Origin of the sequence: Pseudomonas sp., assembly GCF_041601375.1 — a bacterium.
In the GTDB taxonomy this organism is placed as follows: Bacteria; Pseudomonadota; Gammaproteobacteria; order Pseudomonadales; family Pseudomonadaceae; genus Aquipseudomonas.
This window is the reverse complement of the sequence record NZ_JBFIIG010000067.1, coordinates 1-19,992: the sequence shown is the minus strand read 5'-3', so window position 1 is coordinate 19,992 and position 19,992 is coordinate 1. Positions and strand designations below refer to the sequence as shown.

Annotated in this window: 16 protein-coding genes; 7 read left to right on the top strand and 9 right to left on the bottom strand. The window is 63.2% G+C overall.

The genetic code is table 11. The features are described 5' to 3' along the window. The 3 genes from ABZE94_RS11160 to ABZE94_RS11150 form a co-directional block, all read right to left on the bottom strand. Positions 1-1,239: acetate--CoA ligase (locus tag ABZE94_RS11160; protein WP_372875591.1), on the bottom strand; the 1,239-nt coding region annotated here is incomplete at its 3' end. Between the two features lie 380 nt (positions 1,240-1,619). Beyond that, on the bottom strand, positions 1,620-2,195 hold the full coding sequence (locus tag ABZE94_RS11155) for a hypothetical protein (RefSeq protein WP_372875590.1): 576 nt from the start codon (positions 2,193-2,195) through the stop codon (positions 1,620-1,622). A gap of 115 nt (positions 2,196-2,310) precedes the next feature. Continuing rightward, positions 2,311-3,864 carry a sigma-54-dependent transcriptional regulator gene (locus ABZE94_RS11150; RefSeq protein WP_372875589.1) on the bottom strand — a complete coding sequence of 518 codons (1,554 nt, stop codon included), beginning with the start codon at positions 3,862-3,864 and terminating at the stop codon, positions 2,311-2,313. A 253-nt stretch (positions 3,865-4,117) separates the two neighbouring features. On the opposite strand from ABZE94_RS11150, the gene phhA reads away from it, so the two are divergent. The 6 genes from phhA (at position 4,118) to ggpS (ending at position 11,956) form a co-directional block, all read left to right on the top strand. After that, positions 4,118-4,903, top strand: a complete 786-nt coding sequence (gene phhA, locus ABZE94_RS11145) for a phenylalanine 4-monooxygenase (RefSeq protein ID WP_372875588.1) — start codon at positions 4,118-4,120, stop codon at positions 4,901-4,903. Positions 4,904-5,045: 142 nt separating this feature from the next. Then, positions 5,046-5,399, top strand: a complete 354-nt coding sequence (locus ABZE94_RS11140; protein ID WP_372875587.1) for a 4a-hydroxytetrahydrobiopterin dehydratase — start codon at positions 5,046-5,048, stop codon at positions 5,397-5,399. Continuing rightward, the gene (locus tag ABZE94_RS11135) at positions 5,396-6,595 is read left to right on the top strand and encodes an amino acid aminotransferase (protein ID WP_372875586.1); all 1,200 of its coding nucleotides are present in this window, start codon (positions 5,396-5,398) and stop codon (positions 6,593-6,595) included. The genes ABZE94_RS11140 and ABZE94_RS11135 overlap by 4 nt, the downstream gene beginning before the upstream one ends. Positions 6,596-6,773: 178 nt before the next feature. Next, positions 6,774-8,108, top strand: a complete 1,335-nt coding sequence (locus tag ABZE94_RS11130) for a DUF2254 domain-containing protein (protein WP_372875585.1) — start codon at positions 6,774-6,776, stop codon at positions 8,106-8,108. Between the two features lie 208 nt (positions 8,109-8,316). Next, positions 8,317-9,606: an MFS transporter gene (locus tag ABZE94_RS11125; RefSeq protein WP_372875584.1), complete on the top strand. Its 1,290-nt coding sequence runs from the start codon at positions 8,317-8,319 to the stop codon at positions 9,604-9,606. A gap of 88 nt (positions 9,607-9,694) precedes the next feature. Continuing rightward, the gene (ggpS, locus tag ABZE94_RS11120) at positions 9,695-11,956 is read left to right on the top strand and encodes a glucosylglycerol-phosphate synthase (RefSeq protein WP_372875583.1); all 2,262 of its coding nucleotides are present in this window, start codon (positions 9,695-9,697) and stop codon (positions 11,954-11,956) included. A gap of 441 nt (positions 11,957-12,397) precedes the next feature. Here ggpS and ABZE94_RS11115 read toward each other — a convergent pair whose 3' ends face one another. The 5 genes from ABZE94_RS11115 to ABZE94_RS11095 form a co-directional block, all read right to left on the bottom strand. Continuing rightward, positions 12,398-12,814 (bottom strand): VOC family protein, encoded by a 417-nt coding sequence (locus ABZE94_RS11115; RefSeq protein WP_372875582.1) that lies wholly within the window; start codon positions 12,812-12,814, stop codon positions 12,398-12,400. A gap of 32 nt (positions 12,815-12,846) precedes the next feature. Beyond that, positions 12,847-13,272, bottom strand: a complete 426-nt coding sequence (locus ABZE94_RS11110; RefSeq protein WP_372875581.1) for a YciI family protein — start codon at positions 13,270-13,272, stop codon at positions 12,847-12,849. 142 nt (positions 13,273-13,414) lie between these two features. Continuing rightward, positions 13,415-15,517 (bottom strand): elongation factor G, encoded by a 2,103-nt coding sequence (gene fusA, locus ABZE94_RS11105; protein WP_372875580.1) that lies wholly within the window; start codon positions 15,515-15,517, stop codon positions 13,415-13,417. A 178-nt stretch (positions 15,518-15,695) separates the two neighbouring features. Beyond that, on the bottom strand, positions 15,696-16,019 hold the full coding sequence (locus tag ABZE94_RS11100) for a hypothetical protein (RefSeq protein ID WP_372875579.1): 324 nt from the start codon (positions 16,017-16,019) through the stop codon (positions 15,696-15,698). Positions 16,020-16,267: 248 nt separating this feature from the next. Continuing rightward, entirely contained in the window at positions 16,268-17,167 is a 900-nt protein-coding gene (locus ABZE94_RS11095; protein WP_372875578.1) for a LysR substrate-binding domain-containing protein, read from the bottom strand. A gap of 124 nt (positions 17,168-17,291) precedes the next feature. Between ABZE94_RS11095 and ABZE94_RS11090 the strand changes: the two genes are divergently transcribed. Next, positions 17,292-17,900 carry an FMN-dependent NADH-azoreductase gene (locus ABZE94_RS11090; RefSeq protein ID WP_372875577.1) on the top strand — a complete coding sequence of 203 codons (609 nt, stop codon included), beginning with the start codon at positions 17,292-17,294 and terminating at the stop codon, positions 17,898-17,900. Between the two features lie 569 nt (positions 17,901-18,469). Here the strand turns inward: ABZE94_RS11090 and ABZE94_RS11085 are convergent. Then, on the bottom strand, positions 18,470-19,855 hold the full coding sequence (locus tag ABZE94_RS11085) for an FAD-binding oxidoreductase (protein ID WP_372875576.1): 1,386 nt from the start codon (positions 19,853-19,855) through the stop codon (positions 18,470-18,472). Positions 19,856-19,992: the final 137 nt, after the last annotated feature.

The window sequence follows — 19,992 nt, the reverse complement described above, 5'->3', positions numbered from 1 at the left end:
CCAGGTGTCGACGATTGGGCAGCGTTCCTGGCCGACCGCCTTGTAGTACCAGTTCCAGGCTTCCGGATTGATCGGCTCGCCCACCGAACCGAGCAGGCGCAGGCTGGAGCCATCGGCGCCCTGCATGGCGGCATCGCCCTGAGCCATCATCGCGCGAATCGCGGTCGGTGCGGTGTAGAGGATATTGACCTTGTGCTTGTCGACGATCTTGGCGACCCGGGTGATATCCGGGTAGTTGGGTACGCCCTCGAACAGCAGGGTGGTCGCGCCGTTGGCCAGCGGACCGTAGACGATGTAGCTGTGACCGGTGACCCAACCGACGTCGGCGGTGCACCAGTAGACGTCACCCGGCTTGTAGTCGAAGACCCGCTCATGGGTCAGCGCGGCATACAGCAGGTAGCCGGCCGTGGTGTGCTGCACGCCCTTGGGCTTGCCGGTGGAACCGGAGGTGTAGAGGATGAACAGCGCTTCCTCGGCGCCCATTTCCTTCGGCGCGCAGACGCTACCGGCGACCGCCATCAGGTCTTCGTACCAGATGTCGCGGTGCGGGTGCCACTTGATATCGCCACCGGTGCGCTTGCACACGATGATCTTCTGCACGCTGGCGGTTTCCGGGTTGGCCAGGGCGTCGTCGACGTTGGCCTTGAGCGGGGTCTTCTTGCCGCCACGCAGGCCTTCGTCGGCGGTGATCACCACCTTGGACTGGCAGTCGATGATGCGGCCGGCCAGCGCTTCCGGGGAAAAGCCGCCGAACACCACCGAGTGAATGGCACCGATGCGGGCACAGGCGAGCATCGCCACTACCGCTTCCGGAATCATCGGCATGTAGATGGTCACCACGTCGCCGCGGTGCACGTCCTGGCCGCGCAGGGCGTTGGCGAACTTGCACACCTGCTCGTGCAGTTCACGGTAGGTGATGTTCTTGTGCTCGGACGGATCGTCACCCTCCCAGATGATCGCCAGCTGATCGCCACGCTCTTCCAGGTGCCGGTCCAGGCAGTTGTAGGAAACGTTGAGGGTACCGTCGGCGAACCATTTGATATCGACGTGGTGATCGTCGAACGAGGTCTGCTTGACCTTGGTGAACGGCTTGATCCAGTCGAGACGCTGGGCCTGCTCACGCCAGAAGCCGTCGGGGTTGATCACCGACTGCTGGTACATGGCTTTATAGGTGGCTTCGTCGGTAAGCGACTGGGCCGCCACCTCGGGGCGCACGGGATAGAGGGACGCAGCACTCATTGAATAGACCTCGGTGGGTAGTTGTTTTTCTATGGGGCATTGTGTAACCAGACACCCCTATTAGGGCCATTCGACCATGGTATTACCGCTCTACAACCATGGTCTTGCACTGCCGACCGCAGTAGGCGGGAGTTTTTCACAAGCTCTCAGTAAAGCACTTGCACGACCAGCCGCCAGGCCCTGGCACGACTGCAACGAACCGCCGGCCGCGCGTCAAAACGCTCGACCGAGTAGATTGCAGACGAAAAAAAGGCGACCCCGAGGCCGCCTACCCAAATATTCCGCGAGCGCAATGGAGAAACGCTTGCATCCAAATCACGCAGGATTCGAACCGCTGCAGCTTCCTCTGGCTACCTCGATGCAGGCTATTGCACCAAGGTCTAGCAAGACTCGGCCGTAGCCTCAGCGCGCCGGACCTCCCCCACTGCCCGCACCACGACCAACGCCACGCCTGCGGCCAGCAGCAACAGCGCCGCGAAGCCAGCCATGATATGCAGATAAGGCATGCCATGGTTCCACGGCCGCGCCACCCCGAGGAAGGCGGCGAACAGCCAGCCACTCATCGACAGCGCCCCCAACAACCCGAGGCGCAGGCGGGCCGGACCGGGCAAGGCGACGAAGGGCGCCTGATGCAACAGGGGAAACCCGTTGCGGTGCAACAGCAAGCCGTTGAGAGTCAGCAGCACCACCACCGTGCCCTTGGCCCAGAGCTTCTGATTGAGCAGATAGGCCATGCCGTCGACGAAATAACCCTGCGCCACCAGCGCAAGTCCGGTTAGCCACAGGGCCAGCAAGGCCATGCCGACCAGCTGTTGAACCTCGGCCAACTGGGCGCGCTTGCTTGCATCCAACCAGTCCCGGCGCCAGCGCCAGAGCTTGTGGTCGGCCGTCAGCAGGGTTCCGAGGGCGATGCAGGTGGCGAGTAGATGACTGTAGACGAGCAGTGTTTTAAGCATGGAGTTGCCTTCTTGTTTGTACGGCCAAGCACTCCCTGCGGCAAAATATTGAAGGCGAATGATGCTGGTTATCATTTATATTCGCAAGGTTCTTTATGCCGCTTCATGCACCTCGCTAGTCCTTGCCCAAGCCATGCTGACGCAGTTTGTTGGCAATGGTGGTGTGCGACACGCCGAGGCGTTTGCCCAGTTGCCGGCTGCTCGGATGCTCGTGGTACAGGCGCTCCAGCACCGCCTTCTCGAAGCGCCCGAGGATGTCGTCCAGGCCACCCTCCAGCGAGAACTCACCCAGCGGCTGTGGTGCGCCGTAGTCCGGCAGGCGGATATGTTCGAGCTTGACCTTACCGCCCTCGCACAGCGACACGGCCTGGAACAGGACGTTTTCCAGCTGGCGCACGTTGCCGGGCCAATGGTAGTGGCTGAGCTTGTCCAGCACCTGCGGCGCCAGCTTGGGCAGCGGGCAGCCGATCTGCCGGCTGGCCGAATCGAGGAAGTGCTCGACCAGCGGCGCCAGCCCGTCCAGGCACTCGCGCAATGGCGGGATATGCAGGCTGAGCACGTTGAGCCGGTGGTAGAGGTCCTGGCGGAACTCGCCCTTGGCGCACAGCTCGGACAGGTCGACCTGGGTGGCGCAGATCACCCGCACGTCCAGGTACACCTCCTCGTCGCTGCCGACCCTACGGAAGCAGCCGTCCTGCAGGAAACGCAGCAACTTGGCCTGTAACCGCGGGCTCATCTCGCCGACGCCATCGAGGAACAGGGTGCCGCCGGCAGTCAATTCCAGCAGACCGAGCTTGCCCTCCGGCCGGGCGCCCTCGAAGGCGCCGGGGCCGTAGCCGAACAGCTCGGTCTCGGCCATGGATTCCGGCAGGCCAGCGCAGTTCAGCGCCATGAACGGCGACTGCCCGCGCGGGCTGGCCAGGTGGCAGGCACGCGCCAGCAGTTCCTTGCCGGTTCCGGTCTCGCCCTCGATCAGCAGCGGCGCATCCAGCGGCGCCATGCGCCGCGCCTCGCGCACCACCGCGGCCATCACCCTGGAGCTCTGGAAGATGCTGTCGAAGCCGCGCAGCTCCTGCTTGCGCACATGGTAGATGCGCTCGCCGACCCGATCGGCGCGGTGCAGGGTGAGTACCGCGCCGGCCAGGGCATCGCTCTCGTCGTGCTCGGTCTGCAGCGGGGCGATGTCGGCGAGAAACACATCGCCCTTGACCTTGACCCGCAGGCCGTTGATCCGCGACTTGTTGGCACGCACCAGTTCCGGCAGGTCGAAATCCTCGGCGTAGCGCGACAGCGCAATCCCCGGCACCTCGTCGACGCGCACGCCGAGCAACTGCGCGGCGGCGCGGTTGGCCGCAACGATCGAGCCGGCCATGTCGATCGACAGCACCGGAAACTCCAGGGCGCCGAGCAAGGCGTTGAGCTCCAGGTGGCGACGTTCGCTGGGCATCAGGCCGACCCGTTTGACCCCGAACACCCCGGGAATCGCCTCCAGCTTCGGCCGCAGGGCCTGGAACTGCAGGTTGATCAGGTTCGGGCAGAGCATGTAGATGGCGTTGCCCTGCTCGCCGCCGACCTCGCCACGGGCGACGTTGATGCCGTAGTCGACAAGCAGATTGAGGATGTCGCGCAGAATGCCGATCCGGTTCTGGCAGTGAATCTTGATACGCATGGCAGGCCCTGAACATAGTTCCCGATGGCAGAGCGTCGAAAATCGACGGACTCGCCTTATTTACCGTCAAGAATATGTGACAGGCCAGCCCGACAGCAAGACGATAGTTGGCCGCACCGACGCCAACGTAATCTTTTCTTTACGAAAACCCCGCCCCCAGCCGCCCCGACCGCCGCATTCACCGCTGCGCAACCCCACAATCTGGGGTATCCATTGTCCAACATAATAACGACAGCCCCAGCAGGAGGCAGCGATGAAGAGTACGCAGTATGTGGCTCGGCAACCGGATGAAAGCGGTTTTATCCACTACGGCGAAGCCGAGCATCAGGTGTGGAACACCCTGATCACCCGGCAACTCAAGGTGGTCGACGGACGTGCCTGCCAGGAGTACCTGGACGGCATCGAGCAACTCGGCCTGCCCCATGAACGTATTCCCCAGCTAGGTGAAGTGAATCGGGTGCTGCAAGGCGCTACCGGCTGGCGCGTCGCCCGGGTGCCGGCGCTGATCCCCTTCCAGACCTTTTTCGAACTGCTGGCCAGCCAGCAATTCCCGGTGGCCACTTTTATCCGCAGCCCCGAGGAACTGGACTACCTGCAGGAGCCGGACATCTTTCACGAGATCTTCGGGCACTGTCCGTTGCTGACCAACCCCTGGTTCGCCGAGTTCACCCACACCTATGGCAAGCTCGGCCTCAAGGCCAGCAAGGAAGAGCGCGTCTACCTCGCCCGCCTGTACTGGCTGACCATCGAGTTCGGCCTGGTCGACACCAGCCAGGGGCGCAGGATCTACGGCGGCGGCATCCTCTCCTCGCCGAAGGAAACCGTCTACAGCCTGTCCGGGGAACCCGAGCATCTGCCATTCGACCCGATCGAGGCCATGCGCACGCCTTACCGCATCGACATCCTGCAGCCGCTGTACTACGTTTTGCCGGAGCTCAAGCATCTGTTCGAACTGGCACACCAGGACATCATGGGCATGGTCCAACAGGCCATGCAGATGGGCCTGCACGCGCCGAAGTTTCCGCCGAAAGCGGCCTGATCCGTGTGTAGGGCGGACTCAGGAGCGAAGCGAACAGTCCGCCTCTCGGGTCACCTACGTTCAACAATAAACGGCGTACTGCTTCGCGAGCGATTCGCCGCTGGTACGCCCCACGCCTATTCACTCATTCTGGAGAACCCCCATGAGCCTTGCCCAAGCCCAATGCGAAGCCTGCCGCGCCGATGCGCCGAAAGTATCCGATGAAGAACTAGCCGAGCTGATCCGCGAGATCCCGGACTGGAACATCGAAGTGCGCGACGACCACATGGAACTGGAGCGGGTGTTCCTGTTCAAGAACTTCCGCCACGCCCTGGCCTTCACCAACGCCGTGGGCGCCATCGCCGAGGAAGTCGGCCACCACCCGGCCCTGCTCACCGAGTGGGGCAAGGTCACCGTGACCTGGTGGAGCCATGAGATGCGCGGCCTGCACCGCAACGACTTCATCATGGCCGCGCGCACCGACGAGCTGGCGAAAACCGCCGAGGGCCGCAAGTGAGCCATTTCGCCCAGATCGCCCGGGTGCCCGGCGACCCGATTCTCGGCCTGATGGAGGCCTATCGCGCCGACCGCAACCCGGCCAAACTCGACCTGGGCGTCGGCGTGTACAAGGACGCCCAGGGCCTGACGCCGATCCCGCGCGCGGTCAAGCTGGCCGAGCAGCGCCTGGTCGACAGTGAAACCACTAAAAGCTACGTCGGCGGCCACGGCGATGCCTTGTTCTGCAGCCACCTGGCCAGGCTGGTGCTCGGTGCCGACAGCCCCTTGCTCGCCGAGCAACGTGCGGCTGCCAGCCAGACCCCCGGCGGCACCGGCGCCCTGCGCCTGGCTGGCGACTTCATCCGCCACTGCCTGCCCGGTCGCGGCATCTGGCTGAGCGATCCGACCTGGCCGATCCACGAAACCATCTTCGCCGGGGCCGGGCTGCGCGTCGGCCATTACCCTTATGTCGGTGCCGACAACCGCCTCGATATCGAGGCGATGATCGCCGCGCTCAGCCACCTGCCCCAGGGCGACGTGGTCCTGCTGCATGCCTGCTGCCACAACCCCACCGGCTTCGACCTAGCTCAGGACGACTGGCGCCGCGTGCTGGAAGTGATCAAGGCGCGCGAATTGCTGCCGCTGATCGACTTCGCCTACCAGGGCTTCGGCACCGGGCTGGAACAGGACGCCTGGGCGGTGCGCCTGTTCGCCAGCGAGTTGCCCGAGCTGCTGATCACCAGCTCCTGCTCGAAGAACTTCGGCCTCTACCGCGAGCGCACCGGTGCGCTGATTGTCTGCAGCGGCGAGGCGGAAAAGCTGGTGGATGTACGCAGTCAACTGGCCGCCATCGCCCGCGGCCTGTGGTCGACGCCACCGGCCCATGGTGCGGCGGTGGTCGCCAGCATCCTCGACGATGATGCGCTCAAGGTCCTGTGGCGCGATGAGCTGGAGACCATGCGCCTGCGCATCGCCAGCCTGCGCCTGGAACTGGTCGAAGCCCTGCAGCCGTACTGCCTGGCCGAACGCTTCGCGCATATTGCCGAGCAACACGGCATGTTCTCCTACACCGGCTTGTCACCCAGTCAGGTGCAACGCCTGCGCGATGAATACAGCGTGTATATGGTCGGCAGCGGCCGGGCCAACGTCGCCGGTCTGGATAGCGAACGGCTGGATGCCTTGGCACAGGCAATCGCCCGAGTCTGCTCAAGCTAATTGCTCAATGCCGCCGGCATGGTGGCGAAGCGGCTACCCTGCGGTAGCCGCCTCGCTGCGAACATAGTTACGATCCTGACCAGTTTCGCTGTCCTGCTACTCAGGCCAGCGTAGGCGTCACGCGAGCGGAGCCTATAGTTGTATAGTTCGCCCTCCCTTGGTCAACACGAGACAACCCGTGGCCCACCCCGCCAACCTGCTCTTTCACACCTACCAACGCGTCACTAACAGCATGGCGTTCTTTCCCACGCTGATAGCCGTGGGTTTCTTACTGCTGTGCATATTGAACATGGCCATCGAGTACCAGCCCTGGCTGATGGCGCTCAAACAGCGGTTCGACTTTGGCCTGGTGCGTAACCCCGACAATGCCCGGTTGATTCTTGGCACCCTGGTCGGCGGCATCCTGTCATTGATGGTGTTCAGCTTTTCGATGGTCATGGTGGTGCTCAATAATGCCTCCGCGTCCCTATCGCCACGGGTAATCCCAGGCCTGATCAGCAGCAAGAGTCACCAGAAGACCCTGGGGTTTTACCTCGGAACCATCCTCTACGCACTGCTGTTGATCACCACCATTGAGCAGACCGAGCAACACCAGGCCCCCAGCCTTGGCGTGCTGATTACGCTGGGGCTGGCTATCGCCTGCCTGGGTCTGTTCGTGCACTTCATTCGTTCCATCTCGCAATCGATCCAAGTCGAATACATCCTCAACAACCTCTACGCCACCACGCTTGCGAAGCTCACCAGCCGCGTGGAACTGCTCGACGGTAACGAGCAGCCTTCCTGGCCGGCAGACCAGGGGTGGGTGGTAGTCAATGCGCAACGCAGCGGTTATTTCAAGACGCTCAATATCCACATGCTCAACCGGCTGCTGGTAGACAATGACCTGCGCATGACCGTATTGGTCCATCGCGGTTTTTTCGTCATGCCCGGCCACCCGCTGCTCAAACTCGACCGCAAAGTTGACGACGAACTGTGCCAGCAACTGCTCGATTGCTTCGACTTCTTCGTCGAGCAATACGCCAGCGCGCATTATGTATTTGGCTGCCAGCAAATTTCCGAAATTGCGGTGAAAGCCCTGAGCCCCGGCATCAACGACCCAGGCACCGCCGTCACCGCTATCGACATGCTCAGCGTGCTGTTCTGCAAGCGCCTGCAGCTGCCAGACCTGGACTCCGCGCCGCTGGCGGGCGAAACCCCCCGTGTATTTTTCTTCGAACTATCACTGGACCAACTACTCCAGCAGATTTTCGGCCCAATACGCACCTATGGCAGAAGCGATCCGCAGGTACTGACCAACCTGCTAGAGGCGTTCAAGAACCTGATGTTTCAAAACCCTCGCGCCCATCACCAAGCCGAGTTGATCACCCACGCACGCAGTGTCGTGGAAACAGCCGACCGGCATATTGCCATTCGACGCGACCGCGAGGAGTTGAATGACATGATCGAACGCTTCAACAAGGCAGCCCGGCTCTCTCCGCCCGCGCTCTCAGTGCTGCAGCTCGAGCAGCACTGAGCGCTCTCGCCTACTGTAGCGCTCGATATTTTCACAGCCTCTGAGCAGAGCACGCACCAGGATGGTGCGGGCTTTGCCAACAGCAAAACCAGCGACCGTCCATCAGACTATTTTTCACATATAAATCAAAGGATTAACAACACTCCCAAAAATTCATGGCGCGCTTCCTGCTTGCTATCAAGGCCATAGTCCCCTAGGGTAGTTCGCCATGTGGTCCCTGATTGCCCCTATCAGCTCATTGCTCGGTGGGGTTGCTTTACTCCTCCTCGGCAATGGCCTGCTCAACACTCTACTGACCCTGCGTGGCGTCGCCGAAGGCTACTCCACCGGGATGCTCGGACTGATCATGTCCGGGTACTTCGTCGGTTTTCTCCTTGGCACCTGGCTGGCGATTCCGCTGGTTCGTCGCGTTGGGCATATCCGTGCGTTTGCCTTTTGCGCCGCACTGGCCGCGATCACCGCCCTGCTCCACGTCCTGATCATCGACCCCTGGGCCTGGCTGGGTCTGCGCGTGCTCTATGGTCTGGCGCTGGTCAGCCTGTACATGGTGATCGAGAGCTGGCTCAACGCCCGGGCGCCCAGCGACAAACGCGCCCAGGTGTTCGCCCTGTACATGGCGGTCAACCTCGGCGCCCTGGCGGCGGCGCAGCAGCTGCTCAACCTGGCCGACCCCAGCGATTTCGTGCTGTTCGTCTTCGCGGCGATGTTGATCAGCGCGGCGCTGATGCCGATCGCCCTGACTCGACAGCCGCAGCCCAGCGTGCCGGAAACCCTGCATACCAACCTGCGCCAGCTGGTCGGTATCGCGCCTTTGGCGATTGCCGCCGCCGGCCTGTCCGGCCTGGCCCTGGGGGCTTTCTGGGGCATGGCGCCGGTGTATGCCAGCCTCAGCGGCTTCGATGCCACCGGTGTCGGCCTGTTGATGAGCGGTGCGATTCTCGGCGGCGCCCTGCTGCAGTGGCCGATCGGTATCTATTCCGACAAGCATGACCGGCGTCTGGTGCTGCTCTGGGTAGTGCTGCTGTCGGTGGCGGTGGCTCTGCTGATGAGCGTGTTGCCGACCGGACGCCTGCTGCTCGCGGCGATCTTCGTCTGGGGCGGCCTGACCTTCGCCATCTACCCGATCGCCGTGGCGCAGTTGATCGACCAGTTGCACAGCGATGAAATTCTCGCCGGTTCCAGCAGTCTACTGATGGTTAATGGGATCGGTTCTGTGTGCGGCCCGCTACTGGCGGGCTTGCTCATGCAACATCTGGGCGCCCAGGCGCTGCCACTGTACTTCGCCGCGACCCTCGGCGTGCTCGCTGCTTATACCTTCTACCGTTTGCGTCACGTCAGCGACCTGGTCAGCGAGCCGCACGGGCACTTCATGCCGATGCTGCGCACCAGTCATACCGTGCTGGAGTTGATGCCCGATGCACCGCCATCGGACGACATCGACGAGGAACCGGTAACCGAATCAGCGCAGGAGCCGAACCAACAATCTGCTCCTGCCTAACAAAAGAGGCGACCGCTGCGAGGCGAGTCCGCCCGACACTTAGCACGTCGGCCCATGTCGGCGCGTCAACTGCATAAGGAGACTGCGCATGTTACTTGCCACCGATCTCGATGGAACCTTTCTCTCCGGCGATCCCGAGGATCGTCTGAGCCTCTACCAGACCATCGCCGCCCACCCGGAAATCCGTCTGGCCTATGTCACCGGCCGCAGCCTGGAGTCGGTCCTGCCGCTGCTGGCCGACCCGACCCTGCCCCAGCCGGACTTCATCATCTCCGACGTCGGTGCCAGCTTTACCCACGGCGACACCCTGCAGCCGATCCAGCCGCTGCAAAGCCTCATCGATGCGCTCTGGCCCGGTGAAAGCCAGGTCGCCAGCGCCATCGAAGGCTTCGAACTGGAACGCCAGGACGTGCCGCAGATGCGCCGTTGCTCCTATTTCTGCACCCCCGAACAGGCGACCAATCCGGCCCTGCTCGCCGCCGCCCAAGCGCTCGGCTGCGACCTGCTGTATTCGGCCGAACGCTACCTGGATTTTCTGCCCCAGGGCGTCAACAAAGGCAGCAGCCTGCAAGCCCTGGTCGACTGGCTGGAACTCGACAACGATGAGGTGCTGGCCGCCGGCGACACCCTCAACGACCTGAGCATGCTCGATGGCACCTTCAATAGTGTCTGCGTCGGCGACTCCGAAGCCGGCCTGCTGCAAGCCACCGAGCAGCACTCGCGCACCCTGCATGCCAGCCGTCCGGGTTGCGGCGGGATTCTCCAGGCGTTCGCCCACTTCGGCTTCCTCGGCGAGCACGGCATCGCCGCCGAACGGCGGATCGCCGCCGCACCTGGCAAGTCGGAATTGGTGATGGTCTACCACCGCCTGCCCTATGAAGAGCACCGGGTCGACGGCAAGCTGCAACGCCGCCGACCGACTTCGCCGAACGGCATCATCCCTTCCCTGCTGAGCTTCTTCGGCGATGGCCGCCCCGGTTCCTGGGTCGCCTGGGCCGTGCATGAGGACGACGACGAGCCATTCGACATCCACACCAGCGTGGACGCCGAGCGCTACCCCAAGCTCAAGGCCGCGCGGGTCAAGCTGAGCAAGGAAGAAGTCGACATCTTCTACAAGCGCTTCTCCAAGGAAGCCTTCTGGCCGACCCTGCACACCTTCTGGGAGCGCGCCACCTTCAACGAAGACGACTGGCAGGTGTTCCTCAAGGTCAACCGCGACTTCGCCGAACGCACCGCGCTGGAGGCCGCCGAAGGCGCCATCGTCTGGCTGCACGACTACAACCTGTGGATGGTGCCCGGCTACCTGCGCGAATTGCGCCCGGACCTGCGCATCGCCTTCTTCCACCACACCTACTTCCCCTCGGCGGACGTGTTCAACGTGCTGCCGTGGCGCAAGCAGATCATCGGCAGCCTGCTGCAATGCGACTACATCGGCTTTCACATCCCGCGCCAGGTGGAAAACTTCGTCGACGTGGCGCGCGGCGTCACCCCGCTGCAAACCGTCAGCCGGCAGAACTGTGCGCCACGCTTCATCACCTATGGCTGCGCCGTGGGCCTGGAGCGCATGACCACCGCGGTGGACACCGGTAGCCGGATCGTCAAACTCGGCGCCCACCCGGTCGGCCTGGACATCGGCCGAATCAGCAGCGCCCTGGACCAGCCGAAGATCCAGGAGCAGATGGCCAACCTGCGCAAGGAGCTCAGCGGGCTGAAACTGATTCTTTCGGTGGAGCGCCTCGACTACACCAAGGGCATCCTGGAAAAACTCCAGGCCTACGAGCGCCTGCTGGAGGACAACCCGGAACTGCTGGGCAAGGTCACCCTGGTCAGCATCTGCGTGCCGGCCGCACGCGAGATGACCGTCTACGACGAACTGCAAGCGCAGATCGAACAGGCCGTTGGCCGCATCAACGGGCGCTTCGCCCGCATCGGCTGGTCGCCGGTCCAGTTCTTCTTCCGTGCCTTCCCCTTCGAGCAAGTGGTGGCCTGGTACGCCATGGCCGACGTGATGTGGATCACCCCGCTGCGCGACGGTCTCAACCTGGTGGCCAAGGAATTCGTCGCCGTCCAGGGCCTGCTCGAAGGCCATGGGGTGCTGGCGCTCTCGGAATTCGCCGGTGCCGCCGCCGAACTCAAGGGCGCGCTGCTGACCAACCCGCACGACACCGCGGACCTGGCCAGCACCTGCTACCTGGCGCTGAACATGCCCAAGGCCGAGGCCCAGGCACGCCTGCGCGAGCTGTTCGACATCGTCAGCTACAACGACATCCGTCGCTGGGGCGACGAGTTCCTCGCCGGGGTGGCCGAGCCGGTAGAACAGCCGCAGACAACCCTGACCCTGGTCAGTTGAGGGTTATCCTGCGCATTCCCGGCCCTGGCAAGCGCTGTGCCTGCCAGGGCCGGGAATGCAGCAGGTTCGTAGTCCGGATGCAATCCGAGAAAATGGATGCACGTCCAGCACCGCTTCCGGATTGCATCCGGGCTACGAGAACCGTGTAGGGTGGATGACGCCTTTTTCATCCACCATCGTTGGTGGTGGATGAAAAAGGCGTCATCCACCCTACGATGCCGCAAACCTTGCACATGAACATAGGATCTACGTGCTGCACCACGGATACCGTCCTAGGAGCCTGTCCGAGAATATGAAATTTTGTAGTTTGAGCTCCGCGAAGCCCAACAGGTTGATTTTGTTGGGCTTCGTTCCTCAGCGCCAACCTACGATTTGCAGTCGACGGCTACTCTTGGGCAGGCTCCTAAAGTGCGCCGTGCGCACCAGGCAACCGCAACGGGCTCAGTCCATCTCGCTCACCGTGCAATTGATCATCCAGGACACGCCGAAGCGATCGGTGAGCATGGCGAAGCGCGTGGCCCAGAAGGTCTGCTGCAACTCCATCTGCACCGAACCGCCCTCGGCCAGGGCCGCATACAGGCTCTCGGCCTCGGGCACGTTGTCCACCTGCAGCGAGATCGAACAGCCCTTGATACCCTCGTACGGAGACTGCGGCAGGGTGTCGGAGGCCATCAGCAACTGGTCGCCCACCGTCAGGCAGACATGCATGATGCGCTGCTGGAACTCCGCAGGAAGCTCCATATCCTCAGGGCTATCGGCGTAGCGCATCATCTCCAGGGTGCCACCCAGGCACTTGGCGTAGAAGTTGAACGCGGCCTCGCACTGGCCGTCGAACATCAGGTAGGCATGGATCTTCATAACAACTCTCCTTGGTGGTTGCGAAAAAACTCTCAGTCTTCAGAATCGATGCGCGCGCGAAGACGGGCTTCCTGCTCGCGCAACTCGGGGGTGAATTCGGCGCCAAAGTCTTCCGCTTCGAAGATCTGACGAATCTCGATCTCCGACTCGCCAGGCATCGGGTTGGGGCAGCGCTTGACCCACTCGATGCACTCCTGCAATGACGCTACCTGGAAGATCCAGAACCCGGCGATCAGTTCCTTGGTCTCGCTGAACGGGCCGGCGGTCACGCTGCGCTGGTCGCCGGAAAATTTCACTCGCACGCCCTTGGCGCTGGGCTGCAGGCCCTCGCCGGCGAGCATCACGCCGGCCTCGACCAATTTTTCGTTGTAGCGACCCATGGCCGCCAGCAGCTCCTCGCTGGGCATCGCTCCGGCTTCGGAATCTGCGGTTGCCTTGACTATCACCATAAAACGCATCGTCGTATCTCGTCGCAGGGGCAAAGCCACGCGGCCAGTGGCGTGGCGTCTGCCCATTAGTCGAACGCCTCATGCGCGAATCGACAGGCTGCCCCGACTTTGTTTGCCCCGCCACTTTGCTTGCCGGGGCCTGTCGGTGCCTTCAGCCCGCCTTCTTGAGGATGGCCGCGGCAATATGCGCCGGCGCCTCGGCGTAGCGGGCGAACTCCATGGAAAAGCTGGCGCGGCCCTGGGACATCGAACGCACATCGGTGGCGTAGCCGAACATCTCGCCCAGCGGCACTTCGGCGCGCACGATGCGCCCCGTCACGGCCTCCTCGGTGCCGTGGATCAGGCCGCGGCGGCGATTGAGGTCGCCCATGATGTCGCCCATGTATTCCTCGGGCGTGACCACCTCGAGGCGCATCACCGGCTCCAGCAGCACCGCCCCGCCCTGCTGCGACAGCTGCCGGGTGGCCATGGAAGCGGCAACCTTATAGGCCAGTTCGCTGGAATCGACGTCATGGGTGGAGCCGTCGAACACCGCCGCCTTGAGGCCGAGCAACGGATAACCGGCGAGCACGCCGTTCTTCATCTGTTCCTCGATGCCCTTCTGGATCGCCGGAATGTATTCGCGCGGGATCGCCCCGCCGACGATCTCGTTGCTGAACAGCAGCCCCTCCTGGCCCTCGTCGGCCGGCGCGAAGCGGATCCAGCAGTGGCCATACTGGCCGTGCCCGCCGGTCTGGCGGACGAACTTGCCCTCGATCTCGCAGGTATTGCGGATGGTCTCGCGATAGGCCACCTGCGGCTTGCCGGTGTTGGCCTCGACGCCGAACTCGCGGCGCAGGCGATCGACGATGATGTCCAGGTGCAACTCGCCCATGCCGGAGATGATGGTCTGGGTGGTTTCCTCGTCGGTGCGCACCCGGAACGAGGGATCCTCCTGGGCCAGCCGGCCCAGGGCGACGCCCATCTTCTCCTGGTCGGCCTTGGTCTTGGGCTCCACGGCGATGGAGATCACCGGCTCGGGAAAGTCCATGCGTTCGAGCACGATCGGCTTGTTCAGGTCGCACAGGGTGTCGCCGGTGGTGACGTCCTTCATGCCGATCAGCGCGGCGATGTCGCCGGCGCACACCGCCTTGATCTCGGCGCGGTGGTTGGCGTGCATCTGCACCATGCGGCCGACCCGCTCCTTCTTGCCCTTGACCGAGTTGAGCACCGCATCGCCGGAGCTCAGCACCCCGGAATACACCCGGATAAAGGTCAGGGTACCGACGAAGGGGTCGCTGGCGATCTTGAACGCCAGTGCCGCGAACGGCTCGTCGTCATCGGCATGACGCTGGTCTTCGCGCTCCGGGTCGTCCGGGTGGCTGCCGCGGATCGCGGGAACCTCGCTGGGCGCCGGCAGCAGTTCGACCACCGCATCGAGCAGCAGCGGCACGCCCTTGTTCTTGAACGCGGAACCGCACACCGCCGGCACCACCTCGCAGGACAGGGTCCGCAGGCGCAGGCCGTTCTTGATCTCGTCCTCCGACAGCTCGCCCCCCTCCAGGTACTTGTCGAGCAGTTCTTCGCTGGCCTCGGCGGCGACCTCGATCAGGTTGGCGCGCCAGTGTTGCGCCTGCTCCAGCAGCTCGGCCGGTATCTCCTCCTCGCGGCCGTTCATGCCCTGGTCCTCGGCGCTCCAGTAGATGGCCTTCATGCGGATCAGATCGATCTGCCCGCGGAACTCCTCCTCCTGACCGATCGGCAACTGGATCGGCACCGGCGTATGGCCCAGGCGCTGCTTGATCTGCGCGACCACGCGGAGGAAGTCGGCGCCGGCCCGATCCATCTTGTTGACGAAGGCGATGCGCGGCACCCGGTACTTGTCGGCCTGGCGCCAGACCGTCTCCGATTGCGGCTCGACCCCGTCGGCGCCGCTGAACACCACCACAGCGCCGTCCAGCACACGCAACGAACGCTCCACCTCGATGGTGAAGTCGACGTGGCCGGGGGTGTCGATGATGTTGATCCGGTAGCTGTCCAGCTGCTTGCGCGAACCGCTCCAGAACGCCGTGGTCGCCGCAGAGGTGATGGTGATGCCGCGCTCCTGCTCCTGCGCCATCCAGTCCATGGTCGCGGCGCCATCGTGCACCTCGCCCATCTTGTAGTTGACCCCGGTGTAGAACAGGATCCGCTCGGTGGCGGTGGTCTTGCCGGCATCCACATGCGCCACTATGCCGATATTGCGGTAATGGCTGATGGGTGTAGTGCGGGCCATGACGTTCATCTCCATGACTGGCTAAGCGAGGCGCGAACAGTAGAACCACGCGGGCCGGCGCAACAACCGCCGCCCACATCTGAACGCTAGCACCCCTGCAAACCGCTGCAGGCGCAATGCACCGCCGCCTATCGGGAGAGCGGCGAAGGCCGTCGGCAAACAGGTCCAGCGCCGACTACTAATAGCCGCCACCGCCGCCATGGGCTCGGCGTGATTTTCCGTACTTCTTGCTCAGGCCGGGCGGCAAACCCTTGCCGCCGCGGTGCCAGCCGCCATCGTGGCGGTCGGACCAGTACCAGCCATCATGATCGTGCCAACGGTAATAGGTCCGATCCCGGTAATACAGATGCGGCCTGCCGAGCACCACAAAGACATCCAGCCCAGGATCCCAGCGCCACTCGACATGGGGCGGCGGTGCATACACGCGCCCCTCATCGACGTGCAGGGTGCAGGCTGCCAGTGGCAACAGCAGACCCAGGTACAACAGGTAGCGCAGCTTCATCGCGTAGGCCCTCTTGCAGGCTTATACCTGTCAGGTTAGACCCAAGTGACCGTGAACGGTTTCCTGGTGACTGGACACGCCGTTTACTTCGCCTCGTTTGTCCTCTACTTCTGGCGAATACTAAAAATGAGGGATTACCGGGATGCCAGCTATCGCCCTTCCTGCCGAATGCCAAGGCGGCTCTACAAATGTCCGCATTGGATAAAGCAAGCTATTCAGCGACCGGCTAATGGGTGTCCCCTTCGCCGCTAAACCGGCGGATCCCAGCGGCTGAAGGCTTCACCGATATGTTCGATCCAGGCGCGCACGGCTGGCAGCATGCCGCGTCTGTGGGTGTACACCGCCTGCAGATTACCGCTGGGCAGCGCCCAGTCAGGCAGCAGGCGGATCAGCCGGCCGTCGGCCAGTTCATCCAGGCACAGGGGCGCGGGCAGCATGGTAAAGCCCAGGCCGGCCAAGGCTGCGTGCTTGCGTATGCTGAAGTCCTCGATGGCCAGGCGCGCTTCCAGCACGACTTCCTGCACGCGCCCGCTGTCATGCTGCAAGCGCAGGTGAATTCTGCGGTCCGCCTCCAGGGCACCCAGGGCAGGCAGCGCTGAGAGGTCGTCAGGCGTGCTGATCTTGGCGTCTCGCAGCAAGGCCGGTGCGGCCACCATGAAAGCTAGTGCTGGACGCAAGCGGCGGCTAATCAGCGTTGGGTCTTCATCCTCGGCGCTGCGCACGCGCAAGGCGACGTCCACGCCTTCGTTAAGCAGGTCGATGCGCCTATTGGTCAGAATCAGCTCCAGCTGCACCTTGGGGTAGGCCGCCAGAAAGCTCACCACCAGCTCCGATAACAGGGCGATGCCAGCCGGCGCGCTGACCCGCAGACGGCCGCGTGGCTCGCTGGTCAGGCTGGCCACGGTTTCCTCGGCCTGCTCGGCCTCCTGCAGCATGGCCTGGCAGTGACGCAGGTAGCGTTCGCCGATATCGGTCAGCGCCAGTTTGCGTGTGGTGCGTTGCAGCAGGCGCGCGCCGAGGCGGTTTTCCAGCTCGGCAATGCGCCGCGAAAGGCGTGATTTGGGAATGCCAAGGGTACGCCCGGCTGCGGCGAAGCCGCCGGCTTCCACCACTTTGGCGAAGTAGAACAGGTCGTTGAGGTCATGCATGGGCTTATCGTCCTATCAGCGGGACGAACTATCGCATTTGCGCGGACTAATCCGCCATTGCTTTCATCGGTAGTATCTCCAGCATCTTGATCGCCGTGGGGGCGATCCCAATTTGGAGATTGTCATGAAATTACTGCACCTCGATTCCAGCATCCTCGGCGACTCCTCCGCTTCGCGCCAACTCAGCCGCGCCGTGGTCGACGCCTGGCTGGCCGCAGATCCTGAAGCGCAAATCAGTTATCGCGACCTGGCCAGCGACGCGCTGAGTCATCTGTCCGCCGCCAGCCTGGTGGCCGACGGTACCTCGGCCGAACTGCGCGATGCGGCGCAGCAGCATGAAGTCGAATTGGCTGAAAACACCCTCAACGAGTTTCTCGCCGCCGATGCCATCGTTATTGGCGCGCCTATGTACAACTTCACCGTGCCGACCCAGCTCAAGGCCTGGATCGACCGCGTGGCCGTAGCCGGCAAGACCTTTGCCTACGACGAGAATGGCCCCAAGGGCCTGGCAGGCGGCAAGAAGGTGGTGATTGTTTCCACCGCAGGCGGAATTCACGCCGGCCAGCCCAGCGGCCAGGCCCATGAAGAGTACCTGCTGTTGGTGCTGCGCTTTCTCGGTATCAGCGACATCGAGATCGTCCGCGCCGAAGGCCTGGCCTACGGCGAAGAGCCTCGCGTCAATGCCGTCACGGCGGCACAGGCGCAGATCGCGGAGTTGTTCGTCGCCGCGTAATTGTCTGCTGCCAACAAAAAGCCCGCTCAATTGAGCGGTTTTTTTGTTGGCTATGTCCCAATCATGTGTTGCATGGTTCGCCCAACCGACTCCTGGATACAGTGAACCGCTCTGCAGAAAGACCTCCGCAAGCGCTACATGGCCCAGTTGCGCCTGCTCCGCCCGCCACCTGCCCCGTTTTCCTACTGACCATCGAAGACGCGGCCGAACACGCCAGCCTGCAACAAGCCCTGGGCGTGAACCCGGAACTCCAGCCCCTCTACGCAGCGGATTTCGACATCGACCTGCCCCATGTCGAAAGCCTGCCCGAAGCCGATCCCCCGGCCCCCGACCAACCGCCGAAACGCACCGAGTACAAGGTGTACCGCTTGGCTGGGAGGGCGTAGACGCAGTAGCGGCGCGATGCCTGAATGCGGGCGGCAAAGACCCATAGGGCTCAGTCGCAACGGGCAAAAGCCGGCCAGGAGCGGTCGTTGGCTAACGCTCCGCATCACCTGCTGCCTCGGGCCAGCGGCCCGAGGGAACCACAAGCTCGCTTGCGGCGGTCAGGTGCATGCTATGGCCTCGTCTCAGGTCGGCTTGATGTTCTGGTTCATCCGGAAGAGGTTCGTCGGGTCGTATTTTTTCTTGAGTTCCACCAGCCGTTTGTACGTCGCACCGTAGGCGAACGCGATGCGGTCCGTCTCGTCTTGGGTGAGGAAATTTATGTACGCGCCCGCGCTGGCGAACGGCTGCGACTTGGCGAAGAATTCGCGCGCCCAGGCAATGCAGCGCTCGTCCTCAGCGACCGACTCCCAGCGGCCGTGTACGTTCATCACGTAGTTTGCGTCTCGGCTCGAGTAGGCCATGGCCTCGGGCGCTATTCTGGCCGTCTGGCCGCCGATCGTGCCGACGAAGATCTCGCACTGGGGAGACGGGAGCTTACCGGCATATTCGATGACGGCGTCGATCGCGCCGTCGCTGAGTCGCGAGAAGTTGTGCGACTTCCAGTAGTTGCGCGCACCCTTCGTCAAGAGGGGGTCGAAGGCCTGTTGCCAGGCGGTGTACGGCTGTACGCCGATGTGCTCGCCAAGCGCCGTGCCGAACCCGCGGAGCGGCTCGATGAGCTTTTGGCCCTGCGTGGGATCGCCCGCATAGCACAGGGCAAGTGCGACCATCTCTTTACCGTGGACGTCCGCGGGCAGGAAGGGTAACGGGGGCGCCTTCCGAATGACTGCCCAGACGTTGAGGTCATCCGGCATTGTCTCGGTGAAGCGGGCGAACTGCGTGAGCACCGATTTCGCCTGGTCGAACGGAAAGACGATGAGCCCGCTCAACACATCCGGCCCGACGGGATGAAGTCGAAACTCGAAGCGGGTGACGATACCGAAGTTCCCACCGCCACCACGCAGTCCCCAGAAGAGATCAGCATTTTCCGTCTCGCTGGCATGCACCTGACTGCCATCTGCCGTAACGACATCAGCGGAGAGCAGGTTGTCGATGGTCATGCCGTACTTCCGGCTCAGCCAGCCGAAGCCGCCACCGAGGGTTAGGCCAGCCACGCCCGTGGTCGAGTTGATGCCCAGCGGCGTGGCGAGGCCATGCGCTTGTAGGGCCGCGTCGAACTCACCGAGGGTGCAACCGGGCTCGACGGTTGCCCGGCGTGCGTTCGCGTCCACCTGGACGCCCTTCATCAGCGCGAGGTCGATCATGAGGCCGTCGTCGCAAACGGCATTGCCCGCGATGTTGTGCCCGCCTCCTCGGATTGAGACGAGCAGGTTTTGCTTGCGTGCGAGCTTGACGGCCTGGACGACATCTTCTGGCGACGTGCAGCGGGCGATCAGCGCTGGCCTACGGTCGATCGTGGCATTCCAGATTTGCCGCACCTCGTCGTAGCCCCCGTCGCCAGGGAGAAGTACCTCCCCTCGGAAGTCCGCTTTGAACTCGTCGACCATCGACTCTTGTAGCTGCTTCATGCTGCCTCCTTCGCTACAGGCTAACGACTATGTAGACGACATTCCTGTCGCATAACATCCGTGCCTATGCCGGACAACATTCCTCGCCGATATCTAGGTGACTGTTGCTTTAGACACGCTTTCGGAAACTACGACAT